The 613-nt window shown below is 47.6% G+C and carries 1 protein-coding gene; it reads right to left on the reverse strand.

Going from position 1 to position 613, the window contains the following annotated elements; all coding sequences use genetic code 11:
• A partial coding sequence (locus H9653_RS12410) for an IS30 family transposase (protein WP_191692595.1) occupies positions 1 to 613 on the reverse strand: 613 nt, incomplete at both ends.

The raw sequence follows: 613 nt of genomic DNA on the forward strand, positions 1-613 counted from the left end.
GACTTGTCTAAAGTCACAACCCTTAGGCAAGTACTCTCTGATAAGGCCATTGGTATTCTCGTTGGTTCCTCGCTGCCATGACGCATAAGCATCGGCAAAGAAGAAAGGGCTAAAGAGCTTTTGTTTCACCTTCTTATGCTGAGCAAACTCTTTACCACTGTCAGAGGTAATGGTCTTAACCTGCAACCTCACTGGCGCTAAGAGTTCTATCATTGCCTGTGATACTTGCTGTGCTGTTTTATGACCCACACGCTTCATCTTCAATAGCCCCGTTTTACGTTCAACGAGCGTGACAATCGCTTGCTTGTGATGCTGACCGATAACGGTATCCGCTTCCCAATCTCCAATACGTGAGCGTTCTTCAACAATACAAGGGCGCTCATGAATCGAGACTCTGTCATTGATACGGCCTCGAGTCTCAGCGGTTAGACGCTGCCGGTATGGTTTTCCTTTACGTCTGAGACACTGCCACAATGTACCGCCCTGCCTCTTATCACGCCAAATATAGCGATAAATGCTCATATGACTGATACCAGCATGAACGCCAGATATTTGCTCAGGACGCAAGTTCTCTTTAAGCTTGTCTGTCACCCATGCCCAGAGGTCAGCCACA

It is taken from the genome of Psychrobacter communis (assembly GCF_014836505.1).
In the GTDB taxonomy this organism is placed as follows: Bacteria; Pseudomonadota; Gammaproteobacteria; order Pseudomonadales; family Moraxellaceae; genus Psychrobacter; species Psychrobacter faecalis.